This window comes from Acinetobacter sp. CY73, assembly GCF_059515865.1.
Map to the genome: position 1 here is coordinate 67,647 of NZ_JCAKMZ010000004.1, position 25,521 is coordinate 93,167.

26 protein-coding genes and 3 tRNA genes are annotated in these 25,521 nt (G+C 38.5%); 11 read left to right on the forward strand and 18 right to left on the reverse strand.

Going from position 1 to position 25,521, the window contains the following annotated elements; all coding sequences use genetic code 11:
- Positions 1 to 49 precede the first annotated feature (49 nt).
- Positions 50 to 544, forward strand: coding sequence for an Lrp/AsnC family transcriptional regulator (locus AC5YD2_RS03590; protein WP_496125003.1), 495 nt, complete (start codon positions 50 to 52; stop codon positions 542 to 544).
- Positions 545 to 559: 15 nt separating this feature from the next.
- Entirely contained in the window at positions 560 to 1,099 is a 540-nt protein-coding gene (locus AC5YD2_RS03595; protein ID WP_496125004.1) for a GNAT family N-acetyltransferase, read from the forward strand.
- A gap of 81 nt (positions 1,100 to 1,180) precedes the next feature.
- Here the strand turns inward: AC5YD2_RS03595 and AC5YD2_RS03600 are convergent, their stop codons facing one another.
- The 6 genes from AC5YD2_RS03600 to AC5YD2_RS03625 all read right to left on the reverse strand — a co-directional run bounded on the left by AC5YD2_RS03600 (position 1,181) and on the right by AC5YD2_RS03625 (position 6,875).
- Complete coding sequence (locus tag AC5YD2_RS03600) at positions 1,181 to 1,552, reverse strand: hypothetical protein (protein WP_496125005.1); 372 nt, start codon at positions 1,550 to 1,552, stop codon at positions 1,181 to 1,183.
- A 217-nt stretch (positions 1,553 to 1,769) separates the two neighbouring features.
- On the reverse strand, positions 1,770 to 2,663 hold the full coding sequence (locus AC5YD2_RS03605) for a tyrosine recombinase XerC (protein ID WP_496125067.1): 894 nt from the start codon (positions 2,661 to 2,663) through the stop codon (positions 1,770 to 1,772).
- Between the two features lie 221 nt (positions 2,664 to 2,884).
- Positions 2,885 to 3,736 (reverse strand): diaminopimelate epimerase, encoded by an 852-nt coding sequence (gene dapF, locus AC5YD2_RS03610; RefSeq protein ID WP_496125006.1) that lies wholly within the window; start codon positions 3,734 to 3,736, stop codon positions 2,885 to 2,887.
- Positions 3,737 to 3,742: 6 nt separating this feature from the next.
- On the reverse strand, positions 3,743 to 4,993 hold the full coding sequence (gene lysA, locus AC5YD2_RS03615; RefSeq protein ID WP_496125007.1) for a diaminopimelate decarboxylase: 1,251 nt from the start codon (positions 4,991 to 4,993) through the stop codon (positions 3,743 to 3,745).
- A 34-nt stretch (positions 4,994 to 5,027) separates the two neighbouring features.
- Positions 5,028 to 5,303: an LPS translocon maturation chaperone LptM gene (locus AC5YD2_RS03620; RefSeq protein WP_496125008.1), complete on the reverse strand. Its 276-nt coding sequence runs from the start codon at positions 5,301 to 5,303 to the stop codon at positions 5,028 to 5,030.
- 165 nt (positions 5,304 to 5,468) lie between these two features.
- A complete protein-coding gene (locus AC5YD2_RS03625) occupies positions 5,469 to 6,875 on the reverse strand; it encodes an amino acid permease (protein ID WP_496125009.1) in 1,407 nt (468 codons plus the stop codon).
- A gap of 331 nt (positions 6,876 to 7,206) precedes the next feature.
- Here AC5YD2_RS03625 and AC5YD2_RS03630 point away from each other — a divergent pair, with 331 nt between their 5' ends.
- A complete protein-coding gene (locus AC5YD2_RS03630; RefSeq protein WP_496125010.1) occupies positions 7,207 to 8,565 on the forward strand; it encodes an alanine/glycine:cation symporter family protein in 1,359 nt (452 codons plus the stop codon).
- A 115-nt stretch (positions 8,566 to 8,680) separates the two neighbouring features.
- Here AC5YD2_RS03630 and AC5YD2_RS03635 read toward each other — a convergent pair whose 3' ends face one another.
- The gene (locus tag AC5YD2_RS03635; protein ID WP_496125011.1) at positions 8,681 to 9,097 is read right to left on the reverse strand and encodes a hypothetical protein; all 417 of its coding nucleotides are present in this window, start codon (positions 9,095 to 9,097) and stop codon (positions 8,681 to 8,683) included.
- Positions 9,098 to 9,279: 182 nt separating this feature from the next.
- Here AC5YD2_RS03635 and radA point away from each other — a divergent pair, with 182 nt between their 5' ends.
- Both radA and AC5YD2_RS03645 read left to right on the forward strand, forming a co-directional pair.
- Entirely contained in the window at positions 9,280 to 10,668 is a 1,389-nt protein-coding gene (radA, locus tag AC5YD2_RS03640; protein WP_496125012.1) for a DNA repair protein RadA, read from the forward strand.
- A 120-nt stretch (positions 10,669 to 10,788) separates the two neighbouring features.
- Positions 10,789 to 11,787 carry a Tim44 domain-containing protein gene (locus tag AC5YD2_RS03645; RefSeq protein WP_496125013.1) on the forward strand — a complete coding sequence of 333 codons (999 nt, stop codon included), beginning with the start codon at positions 10,789 to 10,791 and terminating at the stop codon, positions 11,785 to 11,787.
- 93 nt (positions 11,788 to 11,880) lie between these two features.
- Here AC5YD2_RS03645 and AC5YD2_RS03650 read toward each other — a convergent pair whose 3' ends face one another.
- Both AC5YD2_RS03650 and AC5YD2_RS03655 read right to left on the reverse strand, forming a co-directional pair.
- The gene (locus AC5YD2_RS03650; RefSeq protein WP_496125014.1) at positions 11,881 to 12,576 is read right to left on the reverse strand and encodes an aspartate/glutamate racemase family protein; all 696 of its coding nucleotides are present in this window, start codon (positions 12,574 to 12,576) and stop codon (positions 11,881 to 11,883) included.
- A 118-nt stretch (positions 12,577 to 12,694) separates the two neighbouring features.
- Complete coding sequence (locus AC5YD2_RS03655; protein ID WP_496125015.1) at positions 12,695 to 13,879, reverse strand: trypsin-like peptidase domain-containing protein; 1,185 nt, start codon at positions 13,877 to 13,879, stop codon at positions 12,695 to 12,697.
- 172 nt (positions 13,880 to 14,051) lie between these two features.
- Here AC5YD2_RS03655 and AC5YD2_RS03660 point away from each other — a divergent pair, with 172 nt between their 5' ends.
- From AC5YD2_RS03660 to AC5YD2_RS03675, 4 genes are all read left to right on the forward strand, one after another.
- Positions 14,052 to 14,810 carry a Nif3-like dinuclear metal center hexameric protein gene (locus AC5YD2_RS03660; RefSeq protein ID WP_496125016.1) on the forward strand — a complete coding sequence of 253 codons (759 nt, stop codon included), beginning with the start codon at positions 14,052 to 14,054 and terminating at the stop codon, positions 14,808 to 14,810.
- Positions 14,811 to 14,966: 156 nt separating this feature from the next.
- Positions 14,967 to 15,593, forward strand: a complete 627-nt coding sequence (gene sodB, locus AC5YD2_RS03665) for a superoxide dismutase SodB (RefSeq protein ID WP_496125017.1) — start codon at positions 14,967 to 14,969, stop codon at positions 15,591 to 15,593.
- A 158-nt stretch (positions 15,594 to 15,751) separates the two neighbouring features.
- Positions 15,752 to 15,827 (forward strand) — tRNA-Asn (locus AC5YD2_RS03670).
- Positions 15,828 to 15,832: 5 nt separating this feature from the next.
- Positions 15,833 to 15,908: transfer RNA gene (locus AC5YD2_RS03675), tRNA-Asn, on the forward strand.
- A 516-nt stretch (positions 15,909 to 16,424) separates the two neighbouring features.
- Here the strand turns inward: AC5YD2_RS03675 and AC5YD2_RS03680 are convergent.
- Positions 16,425 to 16,883, reverse strand: coding sequence for a hypothetical protein (locus AC5YD2_RS03680; protein WP_496125018.1), 459 nt, complete (start codon positions 16,881 to 16,883; stop codon positions 16,425 to 16,427).
- Positions 16,884 to 17,118: 235 nt separating this feature from the next.
- Here AC5YD2_RS03680 and AC5YD2_RS03685 point away from each other — a divergent pair.
- Positions 17,119 to 17,194: transfer RNA gene (locus tag AC5YD2_RS03685), tRNA-Asn, on the forward strand.
- A 62-nt stretch (positions 17,195 to 17,256) separates the two neighbouring features.
- A complete protein-coding gene (locus AC5YD2_RS03690; RefSeq protein ID WP_496125019.1) occupies positions 17,257 to 17,703 on the forward strand; it encodes a DUF2726 domain-containing protein in 447 nt (148 codons plus the stop codon).
- Between the two features lie 2 nt (positions 17,704 to 17,705).
- Here AC5YD2_RS03690 and AC5YD2_RS03695 read toward each other — a convergent pair whose 3' ends face one another.
- The 8 genes from AC5YD2_RS03695 to AC5YD2_RS03730 all read right to left on the reverse strand — a co-directional run bounded on the left by AC5YD2_RS03695 (position 17,706) and on the right by AC5YD2_RS03730 (position 25,082).
- Positions 17,706 to 17,936 (reverse strand): hypothetical protein, encoded by a 231-nt coding sequence (locus tag AC5YD2_RS03695; RefSeq protein WP_496125020.1) that lies wholly within the window; start codon positions 17,934 to 17,936, stop codon positions 17,706 to 17,708.
- A 385-nt stretch (positions 17,937 to 18,321) separates the two neighbouring features.
- Positions 18,322 to 19,581, reverse strand: a complete 1,260-nt coding sequence (locus AC5YD2_RS03700; protein ID WP_496125021.1) for a prolyl oligopeptidase family serine peptidase — start codon at positions 19,579 to 19,581, stop codon at positions 18,322 to 18,324.
- Positions 19,582 to 19,684: 103 nt separating this feature from the next.
- The gene (ubiA, locus tag AC5YD2_RS03705; protein WP_496125022.1) at positions 19,685 to 20,563 is read right to left on the reverse strand and encodes a 4-hydroxybenzoate octaprenyltransferase; all 879 of its coding nucleotides are present in this window, start codon (positions 20,561 to 20,563) and stop codon (positions 19,685 to 19,687) included.
- Positions 20,564 to 20,583: 20 nt separating this feature from the next.
- Positions 20,584 to 21,048: a chorismate--pyruvate lyase family protein gene (locus AC5YD2_RS03710; protein ID WP_496125023.1), complete on the reverse strand. Its 465-nt coding sequence runs from the start codon at positions 21,046 to 21,048 to the stop codon at positions 20,584 to 20,586.
- Between the two features lie 67 nt (positions 21,049 to 21,115).
- On the reverse strand, positions 21,116 to 21,394 hold the full coding sequence (locus tag AC5YD2_RS03715) for a hypothetical protein (RefSeq protein WP_496125024.1): 279 nt from the start codon (positions 21,392 to 21,394) through the stop codon (positions 21,116 to 21,118).
- Positions 21,395 to 21,501: 107 nt separating this feature from the next.
- A complete protein-coding gene (gene glnA / locus AC5YD2_RS03720; protein ID WP_496125025.1) occupies positions 21,502 to 22,917 on the reverse strand; it encodes a type I glutamate--ammonia ligase in 1,416 nt (471 codons plus the stop codon).
- A gap of 633 nt (positions 22,918 to 23,550) precedes the next feature.
- A complete protein-coding gene (locus AC5YD2_RS03725; RefSeq protein WP_496125026.1) occupies positions 23,551 to 24,084 on the reverse strand; it encodes a GTP-binding protein in 534 nt (177 codons plus the stop codon).
- Between the two features lie 59 nt (positions 24,085 to 24,143).
- Complete coding sequence (locus AC5YD2_RS03730) at positions 24,144 to 25,082, reverse strand: hypothetical protein (RefSeq protein WP_496125027.1); 939 nt, start codon at positions 25,080 to 25,082, stop codon at positions 24,144 to 24,146.
- Between the last annotated feature and the right edge of the window lie 439 nt (positions 25,083 to 25,521).

Here is a 25,521-nt window from a genome sequence, read left to right on the forward strand (position 1 = left end):
TTCAAAATATTTTATAATTAAAATTATTTTTCGAATTAAATTCTAATTTATGAAAATTATATCTAAATCAATTTCAGTAAAATTAGATCGAATCGATAAAAGTATCATTCGGTTTTTGCAAAAAAATGGTCGAATTCAGAATAACGATCTTGCTAAAGAAATTGGACTCTCTCCTTCATCTTGTCTCAGACGAGTGAAATTACTTGAAGAGGCTCACGTCATTCAGAATTACACCACCATTGTCGATCCACAAAAAATTGGTTTACAACTGATTTTATTTTCAAGAATTTGGTTGGTCGGTCAGGATGCCGAAACGATTGACACGTTTATTGAGGCGATGAAAGAACTTCCCCAAGTGATGGAGTGCTATATTATTTTAGGTGAATGTGATGCAATGCTCAAAGTTGTAGTTGCTGATTTGGAAAGTTACCGAAAATTCCAATCGGCTCATTTGACCAAGAAAAATGGGATTACCAGTGTTAAGACTGACTTACCTAGCCAAATTATTAAACAAAGTTTCCAATTACCCCTGGATCAGATCTGAATCAGGTAATTACTAATGAGTATATCAATCCTAACCGATCGACTCATCTTAAGACCTTGGAAAAAATCCGATTTAACAGCCTTTACAGAGATGTCGCGAGACAGTGAAGTCATGCGTTATTTTCCAAATATTCTGACCCAACCTGAAAGTCACGAATTAGCAAATCTGATCCAAAGTTTTATTGATGCTCAAGGTTGGGGATTTTGGGCTTTAGCGTTAAAAGAAACGCAAGAGTTTATTGGATTCACAGGCTTACATCATCAACCTACAAAATATGATTTTTCACCATGCACTGAAATTGGATGGCGCTTAAAACGTTCAGCTTGGGGAAGAGGCTTTGCTTTTGAAGCAGCACAGGCGAGTTTAGATTTTGGCTTTCAGGATTTAAAACTCCATGAAATAGTGGCTTTTACAGCTCACTCAAATCTTCCATCTCAGAAGCTAATGAAACGCTTAGGCATGAAGAAAGTAAAATCATTTATTCACCCAGATCTTAATGAAAAGAGCGCTTTGAACCCGCATATTCTGTATAAAATTCAAAATCCCAATACATAAAGCATAATAAAACTATGCTTTTAGAATTTGACCTAATTCACATATAAAACAGCAACGCCTAATAAATGAATCTGCATGTGATCAGACAGAAAGTTCATTTAAAAAGTCACGATGCACATGACTTAAATCAATCAACTCATACTGATCTAAACCAAATATTTTCCAGACTGCAATTAAATCTTCTTTTAAATCAACTTTGCCTGTAGAAATTGCTCGTTCTTGCCACTGAAGATCCGAAATCCAGAGATAGGTTTTGTTATTCTGCGCATTAATGGCTTGAACTTTACCTTCACCATTAATCCCTTGAACCTTTGCGCCATCAGGTAAAACGGCTTCTATATTGGGTAGGCTAATTTCCACAAAGTGTTTGACCTGACGTAAACCATAGCCCGCAAATATTTCTTTTTGCTTGGCACTCAGTTGTTCATATTTTATTTGAATGTCGGAAATCATTTTTAAGCCTAACTAGTCCAATTAATGTATTGAAGATTCTGTCCATTTATTCAGATTGAAAGCTCAGCAGCATACTTTGCCACAACACTTCAATCTGTATAAAACATATACAGTAGACTTTTAGGTAAAACAATTATCCTTTAGCTTATTTTCTCGTGATAAATTTACAATAGATGCACTCAATGCTATTTTTTAAATTTGAAATTTTTGATTTCATTTAGGCTTTAACTTTACTTGCGCGCGGGTGAGTTTGATCATAAACCTGCGCCAAACGATCGAAGTCGAGTTGCGTATAAATTTGTGTCGTCGACAAACTGCTATGCCCTAACATTTCTTGTACTGCTCGAAGATCACCACTGTTTGACAACATATGACTGGCAAAACAATGTCTAAGTAAATGTGGATGTAAATCTACACTTACCCCTGCTCGCTGAGCTTGCAACTTCACTCTATTTTCTATTTGTCGTGGTGTCAGTGCATTGCCTTTTTGACTAATAAAAACTGGAGAATCTTGAACAAACTTACCCATCCAGATTTGGTAAACTTTAAGCCACTCAACTAAACTCTCCCGAGCTTTTGAACCGAAAGGGATAATACGGGTTTTATTCCCCTTACCTGTGATTCGCACAAGTTGTCGACTAAAATCAATATCGCGAATATTCAATCCTTGAACTTCAGCCAAACGTAATCCACTTGAGTAGAGTAACTCTAAAATCGCCTTATCTCTGAGCCAAAGTTGATGTTCTAAAGGTTTTTCTGGAGCTTTTTGATCCAGTATTTGTTTGACTGTGTCTATATCAATCATCCCGGGTAAGGGACGAGACTGGCGTTTGATTTTAAAGTCATTCACAGGATTCATGTGTAAATGTTTGGCTTCATTCGCCCATTTCATAAATTGACGAATAGAGGTGAGATGACGCTGTAAACTGGTTGAATTCAGTCCATCATTTTCCACTTTATAAGTAAGATATTCACGTAAATCAGAAGCCTCAACCGCATTTAACTCAAGATTTTTGGCATAACAAAAATCAATAAAGCCTGATACATCTCTAAAATATGCATCTAAAGTATGTTCGGATTGATTTTGAATTTTACGCTCTTTCAGCCATATAGAGAGCAATTGCATTGCGCCTTGTTGCATTTAGCCCTCCTCGTTTTTAAGTGAATCAAATTGAAATACAGTTTAGCAAACTATTCATCTTCACAAAGTTTTTGTTTAAAGGAAGAGTATTCGTTTCAAACCATAAATTTTCGCATATATAGAAATATTGAGCGCATAAAAAAGCGCTGATCAATCAGCGCTTTTCAGAGCAACAACTCATCAGTTATCCATTATTGCTCAGGTTGAAAGTATCTTAAATCCAATCGACCTTCATAGACGGTTGCCGTTGGACCGGTCATCCAAACCACATCTCCCTCTTTCCATTCGATTTGCAAAGTCCCACCAGCCAGCTCAATCTTCACGTTATTGGACAATAAACCACGGCGCATACCCGATACAGCTGCAGCACAAGCCCCTGTACCGCAGGCTAAAGTCTCACCAACGCCACGCTCAAAAACGCGTAGACGTACATTGTTTTCATCCACAATTTGCATAAAGCCTGCATTCACACGCTCTGGGAATCGCTCATGTGATTCAACTTGCGGTCCAATCTTTGCGACGTCAGCTTTTAATACATCAGGAACAATGGTGACCGCATGAGGATTGCCCATATTCACGACATCAATCGTCAGACTTTCATTATTGGACAAAGTGATATCATAAACATCCGCAGGCTGGTCAGCCATGAATGGAATTTGATTCGGTAAAAATTTCGGCATACCCATATTGACACGAACCCAACCATTTAAACCCAATTCAGGTTCAACAATGCCTGCTTTGGTTTGAACTTTAAATTTGGTTTTGTTGGTCAACTTACGGTCATGCACAAACTTGGCGAAGCAACGCACACCATTACCGCATTGTTCTACTTCAGAACCGTCTGCATTGAAAATTCGATATTTAAAATCAACGTTAGGATGCTCAGGCGCTTCAACTATCAGTAATTGATCAAAGCCAATACCGAAGTTACGATCTGCCAAACGGCGAATCGTCATAGTATCCAAATAAGCACGTTGGCTGATCAAATCAACCACCATGAAATCATTACCCAAGCCATGCATTTTTGTAAATTCTAATAACATCGTCATTTACTCCGCAGGTAATAAACGTTCCTTTTCCCACAATGATTCAATTGTTTCACGTTCACGAATCAAGTGTGCAACTTCACCATCTACCATGACCTCAGCAGCACGACCGCGTGAATTATAGTTCGAGCTCATCACAAAACCGTATGCACCCGCACCCAATACCGCAAGGTTATCGTTGGCTTGAATTGCCAATTGGCGTTCTTTACCTAAGAAATCACCCGTTTCACAAATTGCACCAACGACATCCCACTCTTTCTTCTCTGTCGTGTTATTTGCATTTACTTCTTGAATATCCATCCACGCTTCGTATAAAGAAGGACGAATCAAATCGTTCATTGCAGCATCGACAATCGCAAAGTTACGATGATTGGTGGGTTTCAATAAATCAACTTTAGTCACAAGTACACCTGCATTGGCAGAAATACTACGACCCGGTTCCATATACACTTTTAAACCTAACTTTTCTAAAGCAGGTTTCATTGCATTGGCATATTCAGCAACTGTAGGTGGAACTTCATCTTTATACGTCACACCAAGGCCACCACCAATATCAATATGAGTGAGGGTAATACCCATCGTTTTCAAGCGATCAATCATTGCGATTACACGATCAAGCGCATCAACGAATGGTTGCGTTTCAGTCAACTGTGAACCGATATGGCAATCAATACCCACAACATCTAAGTTAGGTAATGAGGCTGCATACGCATAAGTTTCAAATACAGCATCTGAAGGAATACCAAATTTGTTTTCTTTCAAACCCGTTGAAATATATGGATGTGTTTTTGCATCAACATCTGGATTGACACGTAGAGAAATTGGGGCTTTTTTGCCAAATTCAGCCGCTACTTTTTGAATACGATCAAGTTCTGCATAAGACTCAACATTGAAGCATGCAATCCCCACTTCAAGTGCTTTACGAATATCTGCTTCAGACTTGCCTAATCCTGAAAATACAATTTTAGATGCATCACCGCCAGCAGCCAAAACTCTTGCCAATTCACCGCCAGTGACGATATCAAAACCCGCACCAAGCTTAGCCAATACATTCAATACTGCGATATTCGAATTTGATTTCACAGCAAAACAGATTTGATGATCAATAAAGCTAAATGCACGATCCATATCTAAATAATGTTTTTCAAATGATGCTTTTGAATAAACATAAAGTGGTGTGCCAAACTGCTGAGCAAGTTGATCCAATGAACATTGTTCTGCGTGCAAAACACCTTCAATACGAGAAAAACCCATGAATGTATCCTTTCAATGAAGCGGTAACGAGAGATTAATTTGTTTCAATAAGGTCTGAAGCTGCAGGTTGCTTATCTGCGCGTTCTAAGTCTGCTTTATCTAAATCTTTATTTTCTAATGAAACTTTTTCAGTGGCTCGAGAGGCATCACTTTGCTGCACATTGACTGACTTTTCACCATCTTTATAGAGTAAGTATTGAGCACGTTTATCGTAATTCGGATCAGTCGGTAACTGCAAATTACCTGTTTGCCCACACCCTATTAATAGTGTCGTTGCCAATAAACCCATGCTGCAAATGGCGATACGCATCTGTTCACCCAATCCTATAAATTTTGGAAAGTATACATTGATCAAGCTTTCGACCAAAGTGTTTAAGCAGTGAGTTTATAAGATAAGTCAAAAAAAACGCCAGCACATTGCTGACGTTTTTATCTGTGTATTATTGAAATGAACCTAGCTTATTTCATCTTGGTTTTATTTATTCAAACGCTTTTTGAAGAAACCATAATAACCAATGATCAAAATCACAAACCAGATTGGACTCACCATCAGCGCTCTTAAAGTATCCGCTTCAAGTGAAAGAACATAGATCATCCCAATAAAGAAAATAATCACAATCCAACAGGTGAATAATCCACCAGGTAATTTAAAGGTTGATTTTGCATGAAGTTCAGGGCGTGTTTTGTAATACACCATGTAGCTCCAAATAATCATCAACCACACACAAATGAACAAGATCGTTGACAAGGTAGTTGCCAAAGTAAATGCTTCAACTGTATTTGGAACAAAGTACTGAAGTGCAGCACCTGCCAACAGACACACGGTAGAGAAATATAAAGCATTCGCAGGAACTGCGCGCTTATTCAATTTACCAAATGATTTAGGACCTTGTTCATCACGAGACAAACCGAACAGCATACGTGACGTTGAAAATACACCACTGTTCATAGAGGACATGACTGATGACAATACTACCAAGTTCATGATAATCGCTGCAGCAGCAATACCGGCTTGGCTAAACAAGTTTACAAATGGACTGATCGACGGATCAATTTTGTTCCATGGCGTTACTGCCATCACAATCACGAGTGCCAGTACGTAGAAAATGATGATACGAATTGGAATAGAGTTCACTGCTTTTGGTAAGTTCTTTTCAGGATCTTTGGTCTCAGCGGCCGTCGTACCGACGAGCTCAACACCCACGAAAGCAAAAATTGCAATCTGGAAGCCCGCTAAGAAACCACCCAAGCCTGTTGGGAACATGCCACCATGACTCCACAGATTCGAAAATGCTGCGACTTCGCCTGCAGTAGATGTAAAGCCTGTAAAGACCATCCATGCACCGACAGCAATCAATACCACAATTGCGATGATCTTAATCATCGCAAACCAAAACTCCATCTCACCAAAGAGTTTTACGGTTGCAAGGTTTAAACCTGTGATGAAAATGATTGCAGCAACACTAATCAACACCCCTTCTAGAGGCGTAAAGGGCAAACCATTATTAAAGAACTGTAAATAATAAATAATGGCTGACAGATCCGCGATACCAATCGTGATCCAGCACAGCCAGTACGTCCATCCGACAAAATAGCCTGCCCAAGGACCAATCAGATCCGTTGAAAAATCGATAAACGATTTATATTGCAAGTTTGATAGTAATAGCTCGCCCAATGCACGCATGACGAGAAAAACCATTAGACCGATAATCATGTAAATAAATAGAATTGAAGGTCCTGCAAGGCTAATGGTTTTCCCTGAACCCATGAACAATCCTGTTCCTATCGCCCCACCAATTGCAATCAGCTGCAAGTGCCGATTTGACAAACTACGTTGTAAATCACCATCTTCAGTAGGCGAATTTGTTATTTGATCCGACATTATTAAGTTCACCTTATGTACTCAAGTCGTCAAATTACTCCAAAAACTGATGATTGCAAAAAGAAATCTGTGACCATCTAAATTTTCTTTTTATTTGCAAAATATTATTCCTTTTTCTTATACCTCTATTTTTTGTGCAACAACTCGATGATTCATCAAGGATACAACCTACAAATCGATTGAAAAATAATCATAGATATGTAACTAATAGAATGAATACGTTAAGTATCAAAAATAAGAGTGCGAAAGGAGTTTCGCTATTAAAACAAAGTTGTGGCACAGGCCTTGCTTTGAAGAAAGTTAATAACATTAGCAAGAATAAGGATGAATGATGCAACAATTACAATCGATTATGGAAACCTTAAGTGGGCTGGTTTGGGGCCCTTACATGCTGGTACTCATTGTGGGTACAGGTGTATTTCTCACCTTTAGACTGTTGTTTTGGCAATTCCGTATGTTGCCATTGGCCTTTAAACAAGTGTTTGGAAAACATCCCAATAAAAAAGACTCAGGAGATATTTCTCAGTTTGCATCCCTTATGACTGCTCTTTCTGCAACTATTGGTACAGGTAATATTGCAGGGGTTGCAACGGCATGCGTTTTGGGTGGACCTGGGGCTGTATTTTGGATGTGGATGACGGCGTTATTTGGTATGGCAACCAAATATGGAGAAGGTGTACTTGCCGTTAAGTATCGTCATAAAAATGAAAAGGGGGAAATGAACGGTGGTCCAATGTATTACATTGAACGCGGTTTAGGCCCTAAATGGAAATGGTTAGCTGTGCTCTTTGCGTTGTTTGGAACACTTGCATCCTTTGGTATTGGCAGTTCTGTTCAATCGAATACAGTAGCACTAGCAGTAGAGAATAGTTTAGGTATTGAAACATGGATAACTGCAATTGCCATTACTGCATTTTCTGCACTTGTCATCTTGGGTGGTATCAAAACCATTGCTAAAGCTTCGTCAATCATTGTTCCCATTATGGCATTAGGATATGTCATTGGTGGTCTAATTATCATTTTAAACAATACCCATTTAATTCTTCCTGCCTTAGAAATGATTTTCACCTATGCCTTTACAGGTGAAGCTGCTGCTGGCGGTGCGATTGGTGCTGCGATTCGTTACGGTGTGGCTCGTGGTGTTTTTTCAAACGAAGCAGGTATGGGTTCTGCACCGATTGCTGCCGCTGCTGCACAAACAGATCACCCTGCGCGTCAAGGTTTAGTTTCTATGACAGGAACATTTCTCGATACGATTATCGTCTGTTCAATCACAGGTATTGTATTGGTAATGGGATTCATCATGGCTGGAAATAGCTTTGGTGATCAAACGGGTGCTGTGCTGACGATTAGCGTATTTGACCAACTCCTTCCAGGTTTTGGTGGCTGGGTGGTGACATTTGGTATTATTTTCTTCGCCTATTCAACCATTTTAGGTTGGAGCTATTATGGTGAAAAATGTTGCACCTATCTATTAGGTGAAAAATCAGTATTGATCTATCGCCTGATCTATATCGCTTCGGTATTTATTGGCTGTGTTGTGACGCTTGATCTTGTTTGGTTATTTGCCGATACCTTCAATGGTTTAATGGCTGCACCAAACTGTATCGCACTCTTGCTTCTTTCTAGTGTGATTGTGAAGGAATCAAAAGACTTCATTGCTCGACGTAAAACTGGCGAGCTGTACTAAGCCGACACCAGACTCCAAAACTACAATCTTAACTATAATGTATTAAATTAAAGCCACTTTTAAAAAGTGGCTTTTTTAATTAAGAGAACTTAAATCGGTTTAAAATCACTATTTTTTAAGAAGGCTTACCCGCCCAAAGTTGTTCATCTAATTCAGACACTTTTCGCTCTGCTTCAATTTCCAAAGCAAGCTCCAATGACAAAACAAAGAAGAGAACACCCTCAATCATCATATTGCCTTGATCATCTTCTAAATACAGACTTAATTCACGATATGCAGGGTTAGATTCATCATAAGGTAGATCAATATAAATATCCCCCGCATAAGTATCAACGAGGCCTTCTTGCTCTAGACCCATGCATAGATCATAGCCAATACCATGATCCTCAAGCCAAGCGATCACAATATCTCGAACTGAATCAGTGTCTTCCTCACCCTCTTCACTGAATTCATAATGCTCAAAATGAATAAATAACACATCACGATTTTTTTCACGCGCTATCGCATCAATATGTTTCAGTAATTGTGGCATGACGTGTTCCATTCAAATTAGTCTAATCACCATTATAGTTCGTATGTTATGAGATGACAGCCATAATTGATCAAAGCGACATAGATTGTCTCAATCTTCTTTTTTAAAATTGAAAGACTTTGTTTTCACTAACATTCAACGCTATGCTGTAAAAACCAATTTGCTTTATTTTTTTTGAATCTATGGCTAAAGCTAAAAGTGTCTATCGCTGTGAACAATGTGGTGCAGATCATCCCAAATGGTCTGGTCAATGCGCTGAATGTGGTGCATGGAATAGCTTATTAGAAGTTACTATCGCTCCTGCGGTCACACATCGAGCGCAACCTAAAACAGGTGGCTATGCAGGTCAAGCCTCAGCTATTACCACGCTCAATCAAATTTCTGTATCTCATGAAACTCGTTTACAAACAGGAATCAGCGAGTTTGATCGTGTGCTTGGTGGTGGATTGGTTACTGGTTCGGTAGTGTTGATTGGTGGTGACCCTGGCATTGGTAAATCTACTATTTTGCTACAAACAGCAACACATATGGCTTCTGCAAAAAGCTCTGCGCTTTATGTCACTGGTGAGGAATCACTTTCGCAGGTTGCATTACGAGCACAGCGTTTAGACCTCCCTACAGACCATTTAAAAGTCATGGCTGAAACATGTGTTGAACGTATCTGTGAAGTCTTAGCTCAAGTTCGCCCTGCGGTTGCCATTTTAGATTCTATTCAAACGCTGTATACCGAAACACTTCAATCTGCCCCGGGTGGGGTTTCTCAAATTCGTGAGTCTGCCGCACTATTAACCCGCTTTGCCAAAAACAGTGGCACTGCATTATTCCTTGTTGGACATGTCACTAAAGAAGGTGCTTTAGCAGGCCCACGTGTTTTAGAACATATGGTCGATTGTGTCCTATATTTTGAAGGACAATCTGATTCACGTTACCGAATGATTCGTGCTGTGAAAAACCGTTTTGGTGCGGTGAATGAACTGGGTGTGTTTGGTATGACGGATAAAGGATTGAAAGAGGTTTCAAATCCTTCTGCCATTTTCCTCAGTCGTTATGATGAAGCCATTCCAGGTTCAGTGGTGATGATCAGTCGTGAAGGCACTCGCCCTCTTTTAGTCGAAGTTCAAGCCTTGGTGGATGACGCCCATGGACAACCACGACGTGTTGCACTGGGCTTAGATCAAAACCGATTAAACATGCTACTTGCTGTGATGCACCGTCATGGGGGTGTTCAAACCTCTGGTCAAGATGTCTATGTCAATGTGGTTGGGGGTTTAAAAATCACAGAAACGGGTTCAGACTTGGCTGTGCTTTTGGCGTGTGCATCCAGTTTACGCTCTAAAGCGCTACCGCAACAATTGGCAGTTTTTGGTGAAGTTGGACTATCAGGTGAAATTCGTCCTGTGCCAAATGGTCAAGAACGTTTAAAAGAAGCGATTAAACATGGCTTTAAATACATTATTGTCCCTCGAGGCAATGCCCCTCAAAAAAGTATTAGCGGTGTCACAATTATTTCAGTTGCACGTTTGCATGAAGCACTCAATGAAGCGATGCAGTTAACTGATGAACTCACTTAATCATTACAAAATATTTTAAAAAAAATTTATTGAAATATTGTGAATATTGATTGAAAAAACAGTAAAAAGACTGCATATATACAGTCTAACAAATTCACTTTTAAGTTTAGGAAGAAATAGATGGAAGTTCGACAGCGTGGTTTGGTTACAGCCATTTTAGCTGCAACATTATTGGTTGCTCCTTTTGCGGAAGCGAAACGTGCCGGTGGCGGTAAAAGTCATGGTATGAACCGTTCTGCTGCACCTAGCCAATCTTACCAACAACCTCGTCAAGCTACTCCAGCTCAACAACCTGCCGCTCCAGCGACTGCACCTCAAAAATCAGGTCCAGGCGTAGGTGGTATGGTGGCTGCGGGTGTTGCAGGTGCTGCGATTGGTGCAGTAGCTGCGAATGCGATGGCTGACGATACAGCGCCAGCAAGCCAAGCTCAAGTCGCTGAAGAGCAAAAAGAAGAAGGTGGGATCCCGAGTTGGATCTGGATTCTTTTAATTGCTGGTGCTGCATTCTTCATCTTCCGTAAATTCGGAGCAAAAAAAAAATTAGCAGCGAATAACCCGTATGCACCAAATAGTGCAGGTCCAACATCTGCACCATTTGGTCAAACCAATGCACCACGCTCTACAGGCGATAACAGCAACATCTTCGGTCAAAACGTAGGTGGAAATACTGCGAATAATGCTCCTTTCGGTGCTACACCTGTAAACAACGCACCTTTTGGTTCGGCTTATACCAACAGTGGTAGTCAGCTTCCTGATGGTACTGAACCTGCTGCGTTTTTGCGTATTGCACGTCAGCGTTTTAACCATATTCAATCCATGAATACTGCAAGCAACATTAGTGAAATTCAGCGTTATTTAACACCTGATCTTTATTCATCAATGTATCAAGACATCATGGCCAACCAAGATCAAGATGTTGCAGAGTTTTCAAACTTGAATGCGATGGTTGCTGATACTGCAACTGAAAATGGTCAGTATGTTGTAAGCGTGCGTTTTACAGGTACTGTCAGTGAAGACTTAAACAGCTTGCCTCAACCATTTGCAGAAGTTTGGCATTTTGTTAAACCTGCTGGTTCAACGCAGGATTGGTTAGTGGCTGGTATTCAGCAAGAAAGCTAATTTCTAATTGGTTCAAAAAAAACCAGTGACTCGTCACTGGTTTTTTTATTTAAGAATTTAAGTTTTTAAATATTGATCAATGACTCTCAAAAATTATGATTCATTTAATGCAAATGCCACCAATGCATTAACATGCAATTCTGTTGTATCAAAAACAGGAATATTTAAATCTTCTTGTTGTATCAGTAACCCTATCTCAGTACATCCTAAAATGATGCCCTCTGTTCCATCATTGATCATGGTATGGATAATTTTAAGAAATTCTTTTTTGGATTCTGCTCGTACTATGCCTTGGCACAACTCATTAAAAATAATCTGATGAACATTTAATCTTTCTTTAGAGTTTGGAACAATAACTTCAATATTCTTTTCAATAAACTTGGAAATATAAAAATCTTGCTCCATGGTAAATTGAGTCCCTAAAAGCCCAATTTTCTTTAAAGCTTGACTTTGAATTGCACTAATCGTTGGATCTGCAATATGCATCAAAGGAATCGAACATTGTTTTTGAATATCAGTTGCGACTTTATGCATAGTATTGGTACACAAACCAATCACATCTACTTCCGCAACTTCTAGCTTATGAGCGATATTCGCTAAATATGTAGCAGCTTCATCCCATTTACTTTCTCGTTGAAACTGTTCAATGATTTGAAAATTGACACTGTACAGAATAATTTGCGCTGAATTTAGCCCACCTCGCTTTGCTTGAATTTGCCGATTAATCTTTTGATAATATAAATCTGTCGACTCCCAACTCATCCCACCAATTAATCCTATTGTTTTCATTTTATTGCTTTGTATTCCATAGATGGTTTTATACTAATGAATAATTTAATTATTCGCATAGCATTTTGAATCAAAAAAACCCTCCAGAGAGGGTTTTTTTATTTTAATATATAGACGATTAACGTTGCGGCAATGGGATGAATTGTGAATCATCCGAATGTTGAACTTTACGCTCTCCCACAACAACATCTACATCCATAGGTTGTTCATTACGAATGATCGAAATTTTAATCGTGGTCTTGGGTGCTTGTAGCGCAACATAATTAATTAGATGTGATGATGAACTAATCACTTCACCATTCACTTGCATAATTTTGTCGCCAACTTTCAAACCCGCCCCAGCAGCTGGGCCATTCTGAAGTACATCAGCAATCACTACACCCATTTCACGTGGTTTAAGTACATCCTCTTGATTAGGTGGAACCAAACTAATCCCTAGCCATCCACGAATGACGCGACCATCTTTCAAAATCGCATTCATGACTTGCTGACAGATCTTCGCTGGAATCGCAAAACCGATCCCCATTGAACCACCAGATTGCGAGAAGATTGCGGTATTAACACCGATCAGGTTACCTGCCACATCAATCAAAGCACCACCCGAATTACCTGGGTTAATTGCAGCATCGGTTTGAATGAAGTCCTCATAGGTATTGATCCCTAAATCAGAGCGACCTGTCGCAGAAATAATTCCTTGAGTAACCGTTTGCCCTACACCGAATGGATTACCAATCGCAAGGACGACATCCCCTACTTCATTACCACTTAATTTGAATGGCAATACCGGCAATTTATCCAGTTCAATTTTAATCACTGCCAAATCACTTTCAGGATCTGTACCAATCACTTTGGCAACAGCACGTCTGCCATCCTGTAACGCGACTACAATTTGGTCAGCCTGAGCAATCACATGATTGTTGGTCAAAATATATCCATCTGGACGAACAATGACACCCGAACCTAAACTATTCTCATTCGGGCCTTGTTTGAATTGTTCTGGTAATTGATCTCCGAAAAACTCTCTGAACATAGGATCATTGAGCACTGGATGATTCATTTGTTTAACTTTCTGCGTGGTGAAAATATTGACCACGGCTGGCGCTGCCACTTTAACCGCAGCACTATACGACACCACTCCACCTGAACGCGAAGTGTCCACCAAAGGCTTAACTTTTTCAGCAGGCATTTTTACCCCATCAGCTGCTATTGGCGCTTTCGGCTGATGTACCTTCTGCCAAGTAACAAAACTGATAATCACAATAATGAGTAACACCCATGGTAACCATGTAAAGGACCGGCGCACTTGATTTACCTCTAAGAATTATTTAATTTATTGATGCGAAAGCATTTTCTATTTGCTTATTGTAATCAAAATTGCCACTTATACATAAATTTCACAAAAGACTTTTGTTCAGCTTTAGTTACAATAAAAAATATGTTTTGATTTACTCAATATCTTAGCTTTTTGGACATTTATGGCAACGTTAAACGAGATTATTCAATGGTGCGATCAAAACCTGAAATCGCCCGAATTTAAAGACTATGCACCCAATGGACTGCAGATTGAAGGCAAACCCGAGGTTAAAAAAATTCTCTGTGCGGTGACTGCATCCCAAACTGCAATCGAAGCGGCCATTGCATATGGCGCTGACATGCTACTGGTACATCATGGTTACTTTTGGAAAGGCGAGCCCTACCCCATTACAGGTATGCGTGGAAAAAGAATCAAAAGCCTCATTCAAAATGATATTTCTCTGGTCGGATATCACTTACCTTTAGATAGTCACCCTACTTTAGGTAATAACGCTGCCATTGCCGACTTACTCGAACTGCGAAATCTTGAACAACTTGATCCGACTGAGCGACATCCAATTGGGAATATCGGCTATTTAAAGCAAGCAATGTCACCTGAAGCATTTAAAACGTATGTTTCTGAACGTTTAGGCTTTGATGCAATCCATTTACCTTCGGACAAAACATCTATTTACAAAGTAGGTTTCTGTACAGGAGGCGCGCAAGATTACATTTATAAAGCTGCTGATCAAAATTGTGATGCTTATATTTCAGGTGAAGTCAGTGAACGCACCTTTTATCAGGCGCAAGAATTGAATGTGCATTATTATGCTTGTGGTCACCATGCTACTGAAAAATATGGCGTTCAGCGTTTAGCCAAAGCTATTTCAGAACAGTTTAATATTGAGTATAGTTATTTCGAATTAAATAACCCGATTTAATTTCATCTAGACTGCGTTTGGCATTTTTCTTTATACGTATAAATTCGGGCTTTATTCTGTATTGTTATTTATAAGCAATGCGCAATTTGCCCTCAGAATCTATTACAATAAAGCCACTTAATGTCAAAACCCAGCACAATGCAAGGAATTGAAAACATGACAACGATTACTTTACCGGCTTTACCATACGGTTACGAAGATCTTGCTCCACACATCAGCAAAGAAACTTTAGAATTCCATCATGACAAGCATCACAATACTTATGTTGTTAACTTAAACAACTTAATTAAAGGTACTGATCTTGAAGGCAAAACTTTAGAAGAAATCATTGAAGCTTCTGCTGGTGATGCATCTAAAGCAGGGATTTTCAACAATGCTGCTCAAGTTTGGAACCATACATTCTACTGGAACTGTATGGCTAAAAACGGCGGCGGTAAAGCAACTGGCGCTTTAGCTGCTAAAATTGATGAAGCGTTCGGTTCTTATGAAAAATTCGCTGAAGAATTTGCTGCTGCTGCAACAACTCAGTTCGGTTCAGGTTGGGCGTGGTTAGTTGCTGATGAAGTAAACGGTAACTTATCTATTCTTAAAACTTCAAATGCTGATACTCCACTTGCTCATGGCAAAGTTGCAGTATTAACAATCGATGTTTGGGAACATGCTTACTACATCGATTTCCGTAATGCACGTCCTGTTTACATCAAAACTTTCTTAGAAAGCCTTGTAAACTGGGATTACGCTAACGCGAAATATGCTGGTCAAGAAGCTGGCGTAGAGAAATAAGGTTTTCTTAAAGCCTGATTTCTAGTTTAAAAAATCACCCTTTATGGGTGATTTTTTATTTTTTGGTGCAGATCTGAATATTTATAAAGCAATCGTACACTTTCTTTGAATTAAGCTGTTGACCTTATTGGTTTTCATCTCTAAAATCCGCATCAGATTCTCCAATAGCTCAGTCGGTAGAGCGACGGACTGTTAATCCGCAGGTCCCTGGTTCGAGCCCAGGTTGGAGAGCCATCTATTCTTCCATAGCTCAGTTGGTAGAGCGACGGACTGTTAATCCGCAGGTCCCTGGTTCGAGCCCAGGTGGAAGAGCCAGATTCTAAAAAGCCCACTCATGATGAAGTGGGCTTTTTTTATGACAAGCTTAAAAGATCATGAAAATCTAATTATTAATAAAAATACTGAAACCTCATGTCTACTCATAAACATATTTTTTAACTTTAAAAAGTTCAATCAAAATTGGTATTACCTATTTTTATACTTGTCCATTGTTTTGTGTGCTTTATATAATTAAATAAAATCGTGAATCAAAGATCGGTAATCACGGAATAATATGAAATGCTTTTTGGCAGCAAAAACAAGATAAGGGAGCCGCATTGAAATCATGCAAATTCGCCTATTACCTCAAAAATATCATTTAATCTATTTTAAATTTTCAATTAGATGACACTTTAAAAAAAGCTGACCATTCGATTAAAAATCAAATCATTGAACCGTGGCATCAAAGAAATGAACAAGAAATAAACCATTATTTAAATGTTAAAAATACGAATAATCAACAACATAAAAATTCAATTCCCCCAAAAAAGCGAAGATTAGCTTCGTTCTCTCTCATAAATACCCACGATCCTTCGCGTCATACAAGTACATATTTAAAGCACTACGAAATAAAACCAATTTCATAGTTGCAATCACTTGCGCATCACTACCTACAGATAAGCATTGAAAATAAGGACTATCCATTGATTTAAATTGGACAGTTGAAAACTCATCAAAATTTAGTGGTATCGAAAATTCGAGACTATCGTCCATTAATTCCAAAATATAGTTTTCATCACTTCGACTGACAACCGCATACTCAGATTTCACATTGATTTCATTTTCACCTAAAGCCACACCAGTATTTCCAGCCCCTGTTTCATGTACACTAAAATTATCTTGAATATACTCGACTAAGGTTCGTACACTGAGCTCTTGACCATTTTGTGTAGGGAACATTTCATACACTTCATCCCATTCTTTTTCACGAAGTAATTCAGCGATTAAAATCTTCACATCTTTATTTACCATTTACTCACCCTAACAATTTATTTTTAGTAATAGCACAAGAATGCCTTGGCACCAACAAAAATTGAGTACACTCGATACAATTAAAATCCTCAAAACATTCAAGTTATAATTTTCATAAAATTTGTTCATTCTTGCAAATACTGATCAAATATTTATCAAACAATACTTTTTAATGTGGAATTTAGCAATTTATCCTTGACCCATTTACTTTTCATCCCTAGAATGCGTACCAGATTCTCCAATAGCTCAGTCGGTAGAGCGACGGACTGTTAATCCGCAGGTCCCTGGTTCGAGCCCAGGTTGGAGAGCCAAGATTCTAAAAACCCACTCATCGAGTGGGTTTTTTCTTATCTACTTATTAGAAATTTCGTTCGTGTTCGATTCTAGTCAAATTACTTTCTTTATCATTGGGTGTATTGCGAGTCTTGCATTACTAACTATTTTCCTACAACAGCTATATCGCCCTAAGCAAAAATATTATGCAAAGCGCATCATCACACGTTATGAAACTAAAATGTTTTATCGGCTAAAAGAAGCTTTTCCACAATATCATGTGATGGCGCAAGTGGCTTTTAGCGCACTCATCACCAATGATCATTTAAAAATTCGATCCAAATTTAATCGTAAAGTCACTGACTTTGTATTATTAGATCAAGAATTAAAAGTCATCGCGATTATTGAACTTGACGATCCATCGCATATCGGTAAAGAAGTTGAAGATGCACAACGTGATGCGATGCTATATGAAGCGGGATATCAGGTTTATCGTTATACAGATATCCCAACAATTAAAGTTTTAAGAAAAGATATTGTCTCGTGATTTTATTCTAGTATCTGTGCTGTAGAAGTTGCTTGTTGATGTACCAATGTAGCATCAGATTTAGCTTTATCGGTGATATGCTGCGCTTGTTCTGCACGTAAGCGATCATATTCAGCCTTATTTTTAGCATCACTTTGAATAGCCATAAATGCAATCGCGATAATGATGGCAGGAATCATCATTCCTATCACCCCGAATATAAATGCTTTAGGGATTTTTTGAGATTGAGACATGCCGTTTGCCCTTAACTGCTTGAACAGAAGAAATATAGATCTCGTCAGCCTGAACTTATATTGAAGATCATGTAGTCTCCCTATAGGTCTCAGCTTAGCCTTCGAATTATACACATTCGTCATGACAAATCACTTTCGATTTCCATACACGAATATTACTCAGAGTTAAAAGGTGATAAAAAGGTTTAAAATGACTATACACGCTCAATGCCTATTTAAACTCTTCAATGAAAAGCAAATGATCAGGAGCAATCAAAGCGTCAAAGATTGATCTTTAGTTTGCCACATCGGCTGCCTTTCTTTCATAAACATCAATATACAAAAAAGAGGAACTATGCCCTCTTTTTAGACCTATACCATACTTATGCAGTCATGATTAATTCAACTACTGAGCCGGCATATTTTTTTGAATAAACGCAACAACTTCAGCATTTCTTTTGACAATTGCCTCGGTATGACTTGCATCTGCTACAATTTCAAGGAGTACTTTAGGATTAGATTTTAAGTCCTCATTGAGTTTACGAACCAGCTCTGCCGTTACTTGATAAGGTACTGCTGTATCTTTTTCACCTTGTACCACATAAATCGGCTTATTCATGGTCTTGGTTGCAGGCTGGTTTTCAATTAAGAATTTAGCAATCACGGGATCCTTCTCAAAACCAGCTTTAAGCCCTGGGTAATCCATAATTTTTTTATCAGGATTACTCAACTTAAACTTAGTAATATCAGCCATGAATGCGCCCATTAATGGCTCCAAACACAAGCCATTCTCACCCGTGGTTCCTTCAGCTTTTTCTGCAATCAGTTTTGCGTCATCCTGAAAAATCTGACTCAAGTCAAATTGAGGTTCATAGGCTTTAATCCCTACTCCCGTTAGTGCCGCATAAGCCAATAGCTCTGCATATACAGCTATAGACGCGCCAACAGGATAAGGGTACGCATCACCCACCCCTTCGCCAGCTTCAATTCCTGCAATCGCCTGAGGGGCGACTTGAGTGATGATATAACCCAAGCTTGATGCAGGTGCGGTTGCTACAGCACCTTTGAAGTTAGGATTTTGATTTGCATGTTCAGCAATGCCCAATGACGCATGTCCACCTTGAGATTGACCAATCGACATCCATGACGTACTCAGCTCATTTTTGTACTTCTCCTGAACCGCTTTAACAGCATATAACGCAGAGTTTGCAGCACTGTCTAAGTTGAGGTAAGGATGTATCCCTGGTGTTCCTAAACCTTCGTGATCAGGTGCGACGATCACATAACCTGCCGCTAGAAGACTTTTGGCTAGGATTTCAAACCTTTCATGGAATACATTATTACTTGGTGCACAACTGTCGCCAATCCCCGTTGTTCCATGCGCCCAAACCACAGTCTTCCACCCACCTGCAGGCTGGGGTGTCTTAGGAAACATCACCAATGCTGTTGCTTTTGATGTCTTACCTTGAACATTGGGCATAAGATACGTCATGATATTAATCTGTGAGGCCTCATCTAATGAGTCCAGCTGATACTTCACTTCAGATTGATATACCGAGGGCATTTGCTGATAGTCTTTGTGATCATCGTCATCGTTACATGCTGTCAATAACAATATAGATGAACACATCAAGGCGATCAGTGATCGTTGAAATACCTTTTTCATTATTAAATCCTTTTCTTATATTTTTCAAAGCCATTTTGGCTTGTTTTAATTAAGCATAAAAAAAAGCATCTGGCTAGGATGCTTTTATTCAAAAAACCAAAAATTATAAGGTAGCGATGAATATGCCGATAAAAATCATCAGTCCCACCCATCGGTTATGTCTAAATGCCCAGAAACACTGTTGAGGATTTTTATCACGTGTTCGTGTCCATTGATAAATAAAATCCATTGCAACAACCAACAACGCAAGCCCCCCAAATGGAATGATTAAACCTTCCAACCAGAGTGCAGAACCCAATAAAATTAGACTGAACAACTGCAATATTGAAATGATTTGAATATCAAATCGCCCAAACAAGATCGCGGTAGATTTCACACCAATTTTTAAATCATCCTCACGATCAGTTATCGCATATTGAGTATCATATGCCACTGTCCACGCCAAATTACCAAAATAAAGCAACCAACATGTCAAATCAGGCGTTTGCCCAACGGCGGTATACGCCATAGGAATAGACCATGAAAATGCTGCGCCTAAAAACACTTGTGGCAAGTGAGTGTAGCGTTTCATAAATGGATAAATGAAAGCTAAAGATAATGCCCCAAAAGACCAATAAAACGTTTCAATCGGCAAGAAAAACAACATACACGCACTGGCGAATACGAGTGCTAAAAATACGTAGATTGCTTCCCTTGCTCGAATCACACCTGTTGCCAATGGACGAGTTTTAGTTCGCTCTACGGCACCATCTACCTTGCGATCTGCAAAATCATTGATGGCACAGCCAGCGGCACGCATAAATACTGTCCCGAGAATCATCGGAATCAGTATTGGCAAACTAGGTGTACCCGAGTTCGCAATCCACAATGCCCACATGGTTGGCCAAAATACCAGTTCAGTACCAATCGGCTTATCAAAACGACATAAATAATAGTAGGCTTCTAAGCGTTCACGCCAAGTGATACTCTGCGTCACAGTCATTCGTCTTTAACCACATTTAATTAAGTTTTTTGTTGTATAAATCGTTCAAAACTCTGTAAAAAAGTTTCTTGAACAATAAATTTACACCCATGCCAAGTATAACAGCTCTGACGGGTCCAACCATCTTCAAGCAAGATCACACGACGATCACATGCGGGTTGAGTCCGTTGAAACAAAAATAATCCTATAGGCTTAGTACCAATGTGCTGAAATATTCGCGCTTTTTTTTGCAAACTTAAGATTGGAAAAATACTTTTTGCCTTCACCCAAGGCCGTTCTTCACAACCGTAAAGATAACTCTCTCGCACCCATGAAGTATGATGCTTGGGCATTTGCATCCATTTGGCATCTTGAAAACTTAATCTTTGAAAGTGCTCTTTAACAGGTTGAACTCTAAATGATCCGTTTGCTAGATCTGTCAATTGCTGAGTCAATGATCCAGATGCACTTAGCCAAGGACTTAGTTGTTTTGGAATATGCTGCATAAATCACTCATTGGCTAATTTTAAAACTTCATCAAATCAATACATTTAAACCATAATATTTCAATGACTAAGCATTGTCTGTTTTAGCAATCACTTGAAATTGACCTTGTGGTGATTTAATCAAAATCAAACCTTCAGCACTGATATAAAAGCTTTTTGGATAATCAAAACTTAAAGCCAATTCTGGATTTTTCAATTCTATAAATTCAGCTTGCTTATATCCCTCAATCGTTCGCCCTATTTCTATATAAATTACTTCTGAAAAATTCAACTTAAAACCTTTTTCATGATCTTGTGGATCAACCCAAGGAAAAAATCCTGTATGTTTTTTACGTGGTTTTGCCATGACAACTCAATTTATTAATCAATGCATTATCTTAACTCAACAATACGCGAGATTAAAAAAACCCGCGACATGCGCGGGTTCTTTTTATAGTGTTATTTAAAAATAAATTACAGGCTGTAGTACATGTCAAATTCAACTGGGTGAGTTGTCGTGTTCAAACGACGAACTTCTTCAGTTTTAAGCTCGATATAAGCATCCAACATTTCTTTAGTGAACACGCCACCTTTAAGCAGGTAGTCATGATCCGCTTGAAGTGCTTCAAGCGCCATATCCAAGCTATGCGCAACGGTTGGGATTTTTGCTTCTTCTTCAGGAGGAAGATCGTACAAGTTTTTATCCGCAGCTTCACCTGGGTGAATCTTATTTTGAATACCGTCGATACCCGCCATCAATAATGCTGCGAAACCTAAGTACGGGTTCATCATTGGATCAGGGAAGCGTGCTTCGATACGTTTGCCTTTCGGGCTAGAAACATAAGGAATACGGATAGATGCAGAACGGTTACGCGCTGAGTAAGCCAACATAATTGGTGCTTCATAATGTGGCACTAAACGCTTGTACGAGTTCGTAGAAGGGTTAGTAATTGCATTCAATGAACGCGCATGCTTGATCACGCCACCGATGAAATACAATGCCATTTCTGACAAACCTGCATATTCATCACCAGCAAACAAGTTCTTGCCATCTTTTGAGATCGACATATGCACGTGCATACCAGAACCATTATCGCCAACCATTGGTTTAGGCATAAACGTCGCAGTTTTCGCATATTGGTGCGCAACGTTCCAAACAGCATATTTAAACTGTTGCACTTCGTCCGCTTTACGCACCATGGTATTGAAACTCACACCAATTTCTAATTGGCAAGATGCAACTTCGTGGTGATGAACTTCTACACGACCAGGTCCCATGATGTCTTCAATTTTTGCACACATTTCTGCACGCATATCATGTGAAGAATCTACCGGAGGAACTGGGAAGTAACCGCCTTTAACATGTGGACGATGCCCTGAGTTACCACCTTCGTAATCTTTGTTCGTAGACCAAGCAGCTTCTTCAGCGATCAATGTATGGCGAGCGCCAGACATGTCGATTTCCCATTTAACTTCATCAAATACGAAGAATTCTGGTTCTGGACCGAAGAATGCTGTATCACCAATACCTGTAGATTTTAAATATTCTTCAGCACGGCGAGCAATCGAACGTGGATCACGATCATAACCTTGACCTGTAGATGGTTCGATAACGTCACAAGTCACAACAACTGTAGGCTCAGCGAAGAACGGGTCGATAAAACCAGTTTCAGCATCCGGGCGTAAAATCATGTCAGACGCTTCAATACCTTTCCAACCTGCAATTGATGAACCATCGAACATTTTACCGTCTTCGAATGAGTCTTCATCGATTGTGTCAGCGGGGTAAGTCACGTGTTGCTCTTTACCCTTAGTATCAGTAAAGCGAAAATCGACCCATTTTGCGCCACTTTCTTGTATGAGTTGAAGGACCTTGTTCGCCATGCTCATTTGCTCCAATGAATTTTTTGTTGCACTTTCAAGTGCGTGTTAGAAGTTGATATAGCTTAAGCAATTCTCATACCAACTTTCACAAATAAATCTAAAATCTTGAAATCCTTATGAGAAAACGAGCTTAGACTATTTGCTAATGTCTTTATTATACTGTGTCAAAAAGTAAATGCACCATATTCACACATAGAACTATATTTATATTTTTAAGAAAATTATGCTGCACCATTTTAGTGCATTTTACACCTCTAAAAAGAGCTTAAGGCCCCGTTAGGCTCAATGTAAGTCCACTTTGAGAAAAAAATAAATCCTTCAGTCAACATTTACCCATTATCTATTGATTATTTAAATCTTCTTTAGCCCGAATCAAGGCTAATCTTTTTTATTCAAGACTATGAAATAAATTTAATTTTTGGTTCATTTGAATCCAATTTTGGTGCCACCAAATCAAATCATAGATTTTTTCATAATTAAAATACTGAATCGGTCTCAAAATGAAAAATCTTACTTCCTTAACCAGAATTCGGATTTTTAAACATGATCAGACGGAATCTCAATTAAAATAGAAAATAATCATCTTTGATTTCTTTGCGTATTTATTATTGTTTATTGCACCAAATCGGAGAGATTTTTCTAAAGATACTGCACTTCAGCACGTGCAATAAGCACTTCAACTAATAACAGAACATCATCTTTTACACGTGCATCTACTGCAAAAATTGGTAAGTGAATATTATTCATATCCATCCAATTTCGGTATTTTTTTAACAACTGTTGTGAGTCTTCATCAACATGAGTAATTCCAATGACTAGATTTGAAATAAATTTACTAAAAGTTTCAAAGTAATACGCTAAGTCATCTAGAGCTGAGCGGCTAGAATGATCAATCAGTATGATCGCGCCAATAGCCCCTTCACAGATGACGGGCCACATAAAATCAAAGCGTTCCTGACCCGGTGTCCCATACAAACCGACAGTAATATCATCTTCGATTTGGATTTCTCCATAATCAATTCCAACAGTTGTCAAAGCTTTGCTGTGTGCATCCTGATCTGTGTTTAATGCTTCTGTGGAAAGAACCTTTGTTTCAGAAATGGACTGAATTGCCTCAGATTTACCAGCCCCCATTTTTCCACCAAATACAATCTTATATTGTTGTAGAATCATCTTGGTCCCCTAAGCTCTTAATAAAATTCGATCAAAATATTATGAATAATTGGAATCTTTTAAATTCCTAGTTTTTTTCTCAACTTACCAAAAAAACCTTTAATCACACCTTGTTTTTCCACAACCTGTTCAGAGATAAATTGCGCTTGCTCTTCATCAATTTCTTTGAGTATTTGCGTGATTAAACCAATGGAAACAAATTTTTCAATGATTTCAGCAGATAATCCCAATTTTTTTTCTACATGCTTAATATTACTTCCACGCTCAAAGCACGCTGCTATTTTAAAAATTTGTGTACGCTCTCTGACTGAATTACTGTGTGGCCAGTACTGTAACTTATAATATTTTTGCGTGTTTTTTACCTGTATCAACCGATTAGAAGACCACATCATATTCCACAAAAAAGATCGCAAATCGTTGCCTTGGGTCAAGCTCACATTTTGCATCATTTGCATGGTGGCATAGGTATAATTTAAGGTTTCATCGGTACCATCAATTTTCCGAGATGGATCTAACCAAATTTGTTCTGAACGAGTATTTACCAATCCTATAGGGCCATTAGAATCAAAAACTTGTAGGTTTCCGTTTCGCTCGTTTAGCAATTCTTCTAAAATTTTTGAGATTTCAAACTGTTTTTGAGTGACTTCTTTACTCAACTTTTGATTAAGCGGAACTTTGGCATAACGGTCCTTGAACCAGATTCTCACCTGATCATTTTCAGTAAAGGGTAAATACAGGGTGTCATTCACAATCGATCCCGATCTTTCTGCTTGAGTAATCAAGCGTAAATACGGGAGCTGTTTGGAACTCACCAGATTTTGAATGGTTGGTGAACCAAAAAACATATCATTCACCAATAAAATTTCTAGCTGCGGATCACCAATATTAACCCAAGAAATTTTGAACAGATCTTCGAACATACTGCTTAATTTATATTTAAAATTCTCCAGCACATTCAGGCTCAAACCAAAGACTGCAATTTTGATCTGTTCTTTCATTCAACCCTCTCATTTTAATAACGATAAAATGTAAAATTTAAAAACAACTCTAACTAGAGCCGACGTATCTTTGTAAAAAATATTCATCTAACTAGATCTATGAATTATTTTTTAAGCATATAAATGATGATTTATCACTCTATGTTTAAACTCGAATATAGCATTTGTTTCGAAACTTTATAACTCAAAATTGACGAAATTTAGTTTTCATTTTCAATCAGATAGGATCTAATGCATATTATTTAGATACAGTTAAATATCAATTAAACACACATTTATAAATTGTTTGAAAAATACTGTTTTGATCATCTTGAATATGCAGTGAGGTGCGTCATTTTTAAAAGTTGCAACTGTGATCAGTAAAACTTAATTTTTAAACTGATTATATTTAATTTTTTGCTATGATGGCGCTATATCCATTTCTTACATGGACATTCTT

Coding starts and splice junctions, on each gene's coding strand:
- ubiA (WP_496125022.1), bottom strand. CDS start 20,563: ATGACTGTGACGCAGAGTATCACTTGGCGTGAACGCTTAGAAGCCTAC.
- AC5YD2_RS03725 (WP_496125026.1), bottom strand. CDS start 24,084: ATGATTCTACAACAATATAAGATTGTATTTGGTGGAAAAATGGGGGCT.
- AC5YD2_RS03600 (WP_496125005.1), bottom strand. CDS start 1,552: ATGATTTCCGACATTCAAATAAAATATGAACAACTGAGTGCCAAGCAA.
- AC5YD2_RS03710 (WP_496125023.1), bottom strand. CDS start 21,048: ATGCAGCATATTCCAAAACAACTAAGTCCTTGGCTAAGTGCATCTGGA.
- AC5YD2_RS03635 (WP_496125011.1), bottom strand. CDS start 9,097: ATGCCACAATTACTGAAACATATTGATGCGATAGCGCGTGAAAAAAAT.
- AC5YD2_RS03620 (WP_496125008.1), bottom strand. CDS start 5,303: ATGCGTATCGCCATTTGCAGCATGGGTTTATTGGCAACGACACTATTA.
- AC5YD2_RS03630 (WP_496125010.1), top strand. CDS start 7,207: ATGCAACAATTACAATCGATTATGGAAACCTTAAGTGGGCTGGTTTGG.
- sodB (WP_496125017.1), top strand. CDS start 14,967: ATGACAACGATTACTTTACCGGCTTTACCATACGGTTACGAAGATCTT.
- AC5YD2_RS03625 (WP_496125009.1), bottom strand. CDS start 6,875: ATGTCGGATCAAATAACAAATTCGCCTACTGAAGATGGTGATTTACAA.
- AC5YD2_RS03660 (WP_496125016.1), top strand. CDS start 14,052: ATGGCAACGTTAAACGAGATTATTCAATGGTGCGATCAAAACCTGAAA.
- dapF (WP_496125006.1), bottom strand. CDS start 3,736: ATGTTATTAGAATTTACAAAAATGCATGGCTTGGGTAATGATTTCATG.
- AC5YD2_RS03700 (WP_496125021.1), bottom strand. CDS start 19,581: ATGAAAAAGGTATTTCAACGATCACTGATCGCCTTGATGTGTTCATCT.
- AC5YD2_RS03595 (WP_496125004.1), top strand. CDS start 560: ATGAGTATATCAATCCTAACCGATCGACTCATCTTAAGACCTTGGAAA.
- AC5YD2_RS03645 (WP_496125013.1), top strand. CDS start 10,789: ATGGAAGTTCGACAGCGTGGTTTGGTTACAGCCATTTTAGCTGCAACA.
- AC5YD2_RS03650 (WP_496125014.1), bottom strand. CDS start 12,576: ATGAAAACAATAGGATTAATTGGTGGGATGAGTTGGGAGTCGACAGAT.
- AC5YD2_RS03715 (WP_496125024.1), bottom strand. CDS start 21,394: ATGGCAAAACCACGTAAAAAACATACAGGATTTTTTCCTTGGGTTGAT.
- radA (WP_496125012.1), top strand. CDS start 9,280: ATGGCTAAAGCTAAAAGTGTCTATCGCTGTGAACAATGTGGTGCAGAT.
- AC5YD2_RS03680 (WP_496125018.1), bottom strand. CDS start 16,883: ATGGTAAATAAAGATGTGAAGATTTTAATCGCTGAATTACTTCGTGAA.
- glnA (WP_496125025.1), bottom strand. CDS start 22,917: ATGAGCATGGCGAACAAGGTCCTTCAACTCATACAAGAAAGTGGCGCA.
- AC5YD2_RS03695 (WP_496125020.1), bottom strand. CDS start 17,936: ATGTCTCAATCTCAAAAAATCCCTAAAGCATTTATATTCGGGGTGATA.
- AC5YD2_RS03590 (WP_496125003.1), top strand. CDS start 50: ATGAAAATTATATCTAAATCAATTTCAGTAAAATTAGATCGAATCGAT.
- lysA (WP_496125007.1), bottom strand. CDS start 4,993: ATGGGTTTTTCTCGTATTGAAGGTGTTTTGCACGCAGAACAATGTTCA.
- AC5YD2_RS03730 (WP_496125027.1), bottom strand. CDS start 25,082: ATGAAAGAACAGATCAAAATTGCAGTCTTTGGTTTGAGCCTGAATGTG.